Source organism: Okeania sp., from assembly GCF_983059655.1.
Genome location: NZ_CEZPJD010000294.1, coordinates 1 through 9,136, shown reverse-complemented (window position 1 = coordinate 9,136; position 9,136 = coordinate 1). Strand labels below are relative to the sequence as shown.

Here is a 9,136-nt window from a genome sequence, read left to right as displayed (position 1 = left end):
TTTCCCCACTAACTTCAGCTGTTAAATTCATACCTTGAGCATCAATAGAAAGCATTTTTGCTGCTGTAGCATTGGGAGAACTGCCAAATTTTTGAGCATACAAAAGTACAGCATCTGCGTGGTCTTCATTCATGTGAGAACAAATACGATCGCTAATTTCTGGAGTAAATGAATCAGACATATTTTCAAATCCTTATTATTAAATTTATCAATTTCTCAATTCTAAATTTTAAATTATATCAATTTCTCAATTCTAAATTCTCTAATAAAGTCCTCTGCTGGGCTATAATGGTCTGCTAAATCCCAAGTAGTGAAACCTGCATCCATGTAGTTAAACATACTTTGGATAGCAGTTTTGGGGTCTATATGTCCGTGAATACCTGATACCTGCCATATTCCGTTTATAATGCGACAGATGTTTAAATTATCGGTAAATTTTAATCTGCTTGACTCAGGTAGTTTCATCGCCTATTTTGACTAGATTTTAGATAATTGTTCTACTTTGGCAAATATTTTAATATTTCTAGATGCCACAGACTAGGTTATAGCTTAACTATTGAAGAGCTAAAAAAGTATTTGACTTCTCCCCGCGCTAAAGCGACGGGGATTCTTTAAGAAGCAGTCCAAAAATGAACTCTTAAGGGCGTAGTCAAAGCGCCTCTAGTTAGTTGACTCAAGTTAAGCTTAAGTCTTCCAGATACTTTGCGGAGGATATTTGCTGCACCATTGCAATCAGCATTAATTAAATAGCCCGCAACAGATTGATACAAACCTCGTTTAATGCGTTTTCCTGATGGCTCCCAGTTGTCGGGTTTTTCACCGTAGATTGGGAGAACATCATTATCTAAAAACGATGCTTTTGAGGTATAAGATTCCTCAGTTTCTACAAATTGCAATCCATATAAATTGCATAGTTGTTCGATTCTGCCTTTGAGTCTTGCAGTAGGAATTTGTACAAACTTTTGATTAGTTTTAGTTCCTAATTCAATGGATTGTTTTTGACCTTTATTCCAACCAAAAACCACTGTACCAATTCTATGTTTAAGACAGTAATTTATAACTAATCGCGCTGTTTTATTGACGGCATCCCGCATTTGGCGATTACGTTTTTCTGTGATCCGAGCCAATCTTTTAGACCAAAATTCTTGAGGTTTATTTTCTTGAATTGTAGCAATTTGTTTATTGTACCACTGATTTTTTGACTTTATATGTTTCCCGTCAATAATAAAGCTATGACCTTGAGTATCTACACAAGTTAACCAGTTGTCTAAACCGTGGTCAATAGAAAGTGCCTGACCAGCATCTAGCTTAACTGACTGAGTTTTTATTTCATAAACAAACTCGGTATAAAAGCAACCGTGACGGGGTAAAATCCTAATTTCTTTAATCGAGTCCCAATCTAAGTTACTTGCCATCGGAATGTAGAATGCCTCCAATCCAAACCATGCTTTAACCTTGCGTCCTAATGGAACTCTAATTCCGACTTCCGTGAGTTTCAACCATTTCTTAGGATAAGAAACAGTAAATAAACCCGGTTTTCGATAGTTAGGTGGTTTGGGTTTATCTGTCAGTTCACATGAGCCAAAACAGTTTTAATAACTCTTTAAAACTACTGAAAGATTCAACAACACCGTTACATATTTGTTGAGCGCTAGAGGCATACATCGCATTAAAGTGTCTGTTCCATTTCATCTGCCCACAAAGTTCACCTTTTTTGACAAATCGATTTTCTTTAAACCAAACTTGTCGAGCATAATAAACAGAGCAATTAAACACCTTGTTTGCCTCACCGCACAAATATTCTAATACGACCCGTAGGTCTTTATCTGGATGCAATAAAACCTGTTGGCATCCATAACTTTTTGCTTGTTTCTTAGTTTTTTTGCTCATGTTTCTATTATCATCAAATTGTCGATAAATGTAAACCTATCAACATGAAAAATCAGCAAAAAATATATCGACATGGCAACCATTCAGTAGGTTGGGCTTCAGTCCACTTAGTTTGGATTCCTAAGAGACGTAAAAAAGTATTAGTGGGCCAAGTAAAAATAAGGTTAGCAGCTATCTTGTCAGAAGTGGCCACAGAAAAAGGTTGGTTGATAAAAGGGCTAGAAATAGCTCCAGACCATGTTCATGTGCTGATAGAACATGGGTCAGATGTAGCAATCCACAAAATAGTCAGAGCTTTAAAAGGCAGGTCATCCAGACTGTTGCGACTGGAGTTTCCTGAGTTATGCAAGCTGCCTAGTCTGTGGACCCATAGTTATTTTTATGACACTACTGGAAAGGTTAGTACAACTAAGGTTTTGGAGTACATTAACGACCCTCATCACGGCGACTGAAGTCGCCGAGTCGTTTTTCCGCCCCGCTTTAAAAAGAGGGGGCTACCAAACTCCCGAAATTTTTCCGTGTTATAAAGTTAATATGTAAGCATTTAGCTATCAGCAACGCCTTTTTTGGGAAGGCAAAAGCAACCTTTGAAATTGAGTTTGAATAAAAAGTTATTGCCATGGGTCCCCTTCCCAAAACTCAGAAGTAATTATTCATTGTTAATTGCTGTTTGCGTAGTATCCCGTAGGGAAGTGCTGACTGCTAATAGCTGTTTGCGTAGCATTCCGCAGGAAATGCTTACCTTAATATATCCCACTAGGATATATAGTTAACTATTCAAAAAAGACTTAATATCAAGTTTTTTTATAGCTTAACCTATTTCTAGTTATACTATTTATACTATATGATTGTTCCCTAAAATTAATGTCAATGATGTATGGTGTTGTTCAAAATTTACAGCAAAGTGTTGCTCAGTTGACACAAGAGTTAGAAAAAGAGAAAGCAGAACATCAATTGACTAAAAATACTCTCCAAAAAAGTGAAGCACGTTTACGAATACTAACTAATCAAGCATCTTTAATTATTTGGGAAGTAGACAGCAAAGGTATATTTACTTTTGTTGAGGGAGAAAAAACAATTAGATATTCTGCTTTACTCGGAAAATCAATTTTTGAATTATACAAAAATCATCAAGAAGTATTAGATAAAACTCACTTGGCACTGTTAGGTAATGAAGTTAAATGGTTTGGAGAAGTAGAAGATATTGAATATGAAACTAGAGTAATTCCCCAAATATCTGAAAGTGGTGAAACAGTAGGATTAATAGGAGTTAATATCAGTAAAAATCCTCAACTAGAAGATCCTGAATATCAACTAAGATTAGAAGAAAAAGTTGAGGAAAGAACATCTGCTTTAAGGGAATCAAATGAACAACTGATAGATGAGATTATTAAACATAAGCAAGCCAGAGAAGAATTATTATATAGGCTAAATTTTGAAGAATTAATAACTACCTTATCAACTCACTTTATTAATTTAGCCCCAGACGAGATAGATAGCGGAATTCAAGTAGCTCTGGAATGGATAGGAACTTTTAGTGGTGTAGATCGTAGCTATATATTTTTACTGGATGAAACTGGTACTTACATCAACAATGATTATGAATGGTGTGCCAGTGGCATTACACCAAAAATTGAGCAAAGAAAACAAATACCAATCACAGCATTAGAAGAGTGGAATGAGCAAATAAAAAACCTAGAAACAATTTACATTCCAAGTACAACTAAACTACCAAAAAAAAAGTCGATAAGTAAAATATTTTTGCGACTGCAATGTATAAAATCTTTGGTTGTTTTGCCAATAGTATATCGTGGTATCTTTATTGGGTTTTTAGGATTTGATTCAGTTAAAGAAGAAAAAAATTGGTCAGAAGATATTATTGCTCTACTCAGAATTATGGGAGAAATGTTTATTAATGCCTTAGAAAGAAAACGAGTAGAAACAGCTTTAGCAGAAAGTGAGAAAAAATATAGACATCTAGTAGAAACTTCTCAAGATTTAATTTGGTCATTAGATACTTTAGGACATTTTACTTTTGTTAATCAAGCAGCTAAACGCATTTATGGGTATGAAACAACAGAAATTATCGGTTGTTCTATAAAAGATTTTATCTATCAGGAAGAAATAGAAAAATCTACGGCAGCAAACACAACAAATATTACACAAATTCCTATATTTACTCAAGATAGTTGCTCCAGTTGTCAGTGGGAAACAATACATAAACGCCAAGATGGAATACCTGTATATCTTAATTTTAATGCAATCGCTTTACGAGATAAATTTGGCAATTTTCAAGGTGCTATTGGCACTGCTACTGACATTACTCAACGCAAAAAATCAGAAGAAGCTTTACAAAGGGCTAAAGATCAACTACAAGCAGTCTTAGATGCTGTACCTTGCTTTGTTTCTTGGATTAGTTCGGAGTTAATATATATAGGAGTAAATAGGCAATTAGCAGCAAGTTTTAACTTACCTCCAGAAAAATTTATTGGTCAAGAAATAGGTTTTCTAGGGAGTAGTTGGGGCTTCGTTGATTTTATTGGTGATTTTTTCGCTAGTTCGGCACAACAAATATCTCAGGAAGTCGAAACAACAATTAATGGTAGTGTGAAAAATTATTTGGTTGTAGTTCAGAAATATGCTCAAGGAAAAGCATTAGTTTCAGTTGGAATAGATATTACTGCTCGTAAACAAGCAGAGGCAATGAAAAGTAAATTAATTGCTTCACTTCAGGAATCTGAGAAAAAATTTCGCAGTCTTTATGAGGCTACAAGCGATGCTGTTATCCTCCTAGATAAAAACGGAATTATTGATTGTAATCTGGCAACTTTAAAAATGTTGGGTTTAAATAATAAAGCAGAATTTTATCATCATAACTTAGCAGAATGTTATCCCGAATATCAGCAAAATGGCAAAAAATCTGCTCAGTTAATCAAAAGATATATGGTTCAAGCAATTATCAAAGGTAATAGTTGTTTCGAGTGGATAAATCAAAGATCAGATAGATCTAAATTTCCCACAGAAGTTTTATTAACTGCAATGAAAACAGGTGAAGATATTCAAAAAAAATCAAGCCAAAAATCAACTAAAAATCTGGTATTTCAAGCTGTAATTCGTGATATTACTGAGAGAAAACGTGATGAAGAGCAAATCAAAGAATCTTTAGCAGAAAAAGAGGTTTTACTTAAAGAAATTCATCATCGAGTCAAAAACAATCTACAAGTAATTTCTAGTTTATTAAGACTACAATCAAGATATATTGAAGATGAAATAATTTTAGAAATGTTAAAAGAAAGCCAAAATCGAGTTAGATCGATGGCTCTTGTCCATGAACATTTATATCAATCAAAAGACTTATCTAAAGTTAATTTTACTGAATATATTTCCAGTCTAGCTACTCACTTATTCCAAGCTTATGCAGTCAAAGCAAGAGGTGTAAAATTAAATATAAATGTAATTCCTGTTTGCTTAAATATTGATACAGTAATTCCCTGTGGTCTGATCGTTAATGAATTAGTTTCTAATTCTCTCAAGTATGCTTTTCCAGAAGAATTTATAGGAGAAATTTTCATAGAATTTGATTATGACGACCGCGACCAAAACCAATTTATTCTCAAAGTGGCTGATAATGGTATTAGTTTTGCTCAAGATTTAGACTATAAAAAATCTGGTTCTTTAGGTCTGCGTTTAGTATGTTCATTAGTGAGACAACTTAAGGGAAACATTGAACTAATTAATGAAGTAGGAACAGTTTTTCAAATAACTTTTTCTAGCTTGAATTCAAGTAAATTATAGAGGAGTATCAATGTCAAAATCCAAAATTTTAATTGTCGAAGACGAAAGTATTATTGCTGAAGATTTAGCAGACAGTCTGGCAATGATGGGCTATACAGTTATTGATATTGTTTCTTCGGCAGAAGAAGCAATTCTAATCGCAGTAGAAAAACAACCTAATTTAATATTAATGGATGTGATGTTGCAAGGAAAAATGGATGGGATAACAGCAGCAGAACAAATTCATTTAAGTTCCCAAATACCAATAATCTTCTTAACAGCTTACACCGATGACAAAACATTACAGAGAGTAAAAACAACAAATCCTTTTGGTTATATTGTTAAACCATTTGAAGAAAGAAACTTACATTTAACTATAGAAATAGCTCTCCAAAGGCATCAGTATGACCCCATAACTCAATTACCGAATCGTTCTTTATTTACAGATCGACTTAATGAAATTACATCCTATCAAAATCAGAGTAATTTAGAAAAATTACGTCATCTCAATAAATCTCAAAAAAATATATCTTTTCCAATAATATCTATCCTTTATATTAGCCTAGATAGAATTAATCGAATCAAAGTAACTCTAGGGAGTAGAAATGGAGAATTGGTGCTTTGTAATGTGGCAAAAAAACTCAATAAATATATTGAATCAATAGATATGTTAGCTCATTTAGAAGCTGCTGAACTTGGGATAATTCTCAAGGCAGTAGAAAAAAAACAAGAAGTAGCATATATAGCCCAATCTATATTAGATATAATTTCTCAAGCAATTTTTTTAGAAGGTTATGAAATCTATATAACTGCTAGTATAGGTATTACCTTTTATCCGTTAGATGATGTAGAAGCAAATGAACTCCTCAAAAATGCCAATGCAGCAATGTATTATGCTCAACAAAAAGGAGGTAATAATTATCAATTTCATCAATCAGAAACAGTTTTTATTTCTCTAGATCAACTAGGTTTAGAAACTGATTTGCGTAATGCTTTAAAACGCTCAGAATTTCAAGTTTATTATCAACCAAAAGTTAATATTAAGACTGGTAAAATCACTGGGGCAGAAGCTTTAGTACGTTGGTGTCACCCAAAAAGAGGTTTAGTATCACCAGCAGAATTTATTCCTTTAGCAGAAGAAACAGGTTTAATTATCCCTATAGGAGAATGGGTTTTGCGTACTGCTTGTAATCAAACAAGAATCTGGCAAGAACTAGGTTTTGGACTATTAGAAATAGCAGTTAATGTATCAAGATGCCAATTTACACAAAGAAATATCCAAGAAATAATTATTAAAATCATCCAAGAAACTGGCTTAAAACCTAACTACTTAGAATTAGAAATCACAGAAAGCTTAGTTATGCAAAATGAGAAAGTTGCAACTCAAATTATGGAAGCATGGCAAATGTTTGGAATTAATATATCAATGGATGATTTTGGTACAGGGTATTCATCCTTAAGTTATCTCAGAGAATTTCCATTTGATGTAATAAAAATAGACCGTAGTTTTGTTCGCAATATTACTGAAGATAGTAAGACAGAAGCAATTACAATTGCCATTATTCAAATGGCTCATAATTTAAACTTAAAAGTAGTTGCTGAAGGAGTAGAAACTCAATCAGAACTAGACTTTCTTCGTAAACATGAATGTGACGAAATTCAAGGCTATTTATTCAGTCCTCCATTACCCACATCCAAGTTTGAAAGTTTATTAAAAAAGAGGGAGTAGGGAGTAGGGAGTAGGGAGTAGGGAGAAATAATTGATACTTTCTGTGAAATAATTCATTCTATTTTTTATCATTGGAGATATCTAATATATATCACTACACAAATAGGGCGCGGATATTAAATTCAGAAAACCTATCTTCACAAATCAAACTATACTTGTGGAAAGCCACCAGCCAAAACCTAAACCTAATCCAGAAATAATAGCTAAAATCAAAAAAGTCAAAAATCCATTAAACAACTCTATCAACTTTTCTCCCGCAACCATTTGAGAAACCACTCCTGCCACAATACCAATAGCTACCCATAATCCCACAATAATATTAGGCCCAGCACTAGCCAAAGCGATCACCACATTTTTAGACCGAGTAGAATTCCAAGCAGCAGACCAAGCTCCAACCCAAGCACACACAATAAACCCCAGCATACTCCCAACACCAGTACCATTCTTCAAACCAATTACAGCATCCACTATTGTCCCAAAAATAAATCCAGCAGCAGCCCAAATAATAGAACCAACAATTACCAATAATACATTTTCAGCCCCATTACCAGCCAAAAATCCCCCCAAAGCAATTACTCCACTAATAGTGACCACCGCAGCAACTGTCCTGGCCCTGGGTTCAGTACCAGCAATTAACCCTAAACTACATCCAACTATTGCCCATGCTAAAGCAGTGATTATACCACCCACAGAATTTCCAGCTATCCAACCTGCTCCTCCTCCAGCACCCAATAAGGCGATCGCCCAACATTTTTGAGAACCCGTTCCTTCAATTGCTAAAACAGTCATTCCCATCCATGCCACACCTTCAACTACGGCCCAACTCCAGACAGGAGCTTTGGAAATAACTAATACCCAGGCAGTCAAAGCATAAAACAGGAAAGTGGCTATTAAACTACCCCAAGGAATACTAGAAGTTGTTGAATTTGTTTGATGAGTGTGAACAGAGAATTGTTGAAAATGATTATTAGCGTTGGAATTTTCTGGCCTTTGAGGAGAAGGGGTAGGCTGAGGAGAGGGTGGACGACGAGGTGATGAGTGTTGTGTTTTAGTGGGAGTTTTTCGTTTCGGAGCAGTTTGTGGTTGAGAATCATTCAAAAAATACCGTAATTTTCGGTAAGCTTCATTAATCTCTTTGAGACGAATAGTAGCTCTTGCTTGGAGACGAGTATTTTGGGCAAAGCGGTCTGGGTGCCAGACAAAGGCTAAATCTCGGTAAGCTTGTTTCACTTGATCTAGAGAAGCACCAGGTTCAAGTTCTAGAATTTTATAGTATTGATTTATCTCATCCACATTAGAAAAATAATCAGTAGTTAGGAATTTAGTAGTTTGAGGTTATAGCAGTGGAAGGAAAGCTGAGGACAGATCGAGAGCTTAAAATTCAGGGAACGTAAAATTTTTCCTTCTTCCTCATTGATTGGTTTTCGCGGACGATGCTCCCCTTCGGAAGAGCGCGGGTCTCCAATCAACATTGAGATGAAACAAAACCAACAGACAATTAGTTCCATTTTGACCTTAAAATAAGAAAAATGCCATATCACTCCTATAAGTCTACAGCGTTAAAAAACTGTAGCGCTAGATATTGGTCTCTATTTTTCTCACAGAAAAAGGCAGCTCTAGAAATATTTCCTTACTCTACCTAGACTACTGAGGATAAAAATTTCAACTCAAAAATCAATATCTGAATCTGGCAAAAAAACTGTAGCGCTAGATATTGGTCTCTATTTTTCTCACAGAAAAAGG

At 34.6% G+C, this 9,136-nt stretch carries 7 protein-coding genes and 1 pseudogene; 3 read left to right on the top strand and 5 right to left on the bottom strand.

Translation table 11 applies throughout. The features are described 5' to 3' along the window. From AC3DU7_RS16950 to AC3DU7_RS16935, 4 genes and pseudogenes are all read right to left on the bottom strand, one after another. The coding region (locus AC3DU7_RS16950) for a DUF2470 domain-containing protein (RefSeq protein ID WP_488040494.1) at nucleotides 1-181 on the bottom strand (181 nt) is incomplete at its 3' end. Nucleotides 182-252: 71 nt separating this feature from the next. Beyond that, nucleotides 253-465, bottom strand: a pseudogene (locus tag AC3DU7_RS16945) (aldo/keto reductase); the annotation flags it as partial. 146 nt (nucleotides 466-611) lie between these two features. Continuing rightward, nucleotides 612-1,571, bottom strand: a complete 960-nt coding sequence (locus AC3DU7_RS16940; RefSeq protein WP_488040495.1) for an RNA-guided endonuclease InsQ/TnpB family protein — start codon at nucleotides 1,569-1,571, stop codon at nucleotides 612-614. A gap of 1 nt (nucleotide 1,572) precedes the next feature. Beyond that, nucleotides 1,573-1,890 (bottom strand): hypothetical protein, encoded by a 318-nt coding sequence (locus AC3DU7_RS16935; protein WP_488040493.1) that lies wholly within the window; start codon nucleotides 1,888-1,890, stop codon nucleotides 1,573-1,575. Nucleotides 1,891-1,934: 44 nt separating this feature from the next. On the opposite strand from AC3DU7_RS16935, the gene tnpA reads away from it, so the two are divergent. The 3 genes from tnpA (at nucleotide 1,935) to AC3DU7_RS16920 (ending at nucleotide 7,393) form a co-directional block, all read left to right on the top strand. Further along, entirely contained in the window at nucleotides 1,935-2,342 is a 408-nt protein-coding gene (tnpA, locus tag AC3DU7_RS16930) for an IS200/IS605 family transposase (protein WP_488040492.1), read from the top strand. Between the two features lie 412 nt (nucleotides 2,343-2,754). Continuing rightward, the gene (locus AC3DU7_RS16925) at nucleotides 2,755-5,685 is read left to right on the top strand and encodes a PAS domain S-box protein (RefSeq protein WP_488040491.1); all 2,931 of its coding nucleotides are present in this window, start codon (nucleotides 2,755-2,757) and stop codon (nucleotides 5,683-5,685) included. 10 nt (nucleotides 5,686-5,695) lie between these two features. After that, nucleotides 5,696-7,393 carry a putative bifunctional diguanylate cyclase/phosphodiesterase gene (locus AC3DU7_RS16920; protein WP_488040490.1) on the top strand — a complete coding sequence of 566 codons (1,698 nt, stop codon included), beginning with the start codon at nucleotides 5,696-5,698 and terminating at the stop codon, nucleotides 7,391-7,393. A gap of 144 nt (nucleotides 7,394-7,537) precedes the next feature. Here AC3DU7_RS16920 and AC3DU7_RS16915 read toward each other — a convergent pair whose 3' ends face one another. Continuing rightward, nucleotides 7,538-8,686, bottom strand: a complete 1,149-nt coding sequence (locus tag AC3DU7_RS16915) for a J domain-containing protein (RefSeq protein ID WP_488040489.1) — start codon at nucleotides 8,684-8,686, stop codon at nucleotides 7,538-7,540. Nucleotides 8,687-9,136: the final 450 nt, after the last annotated feature.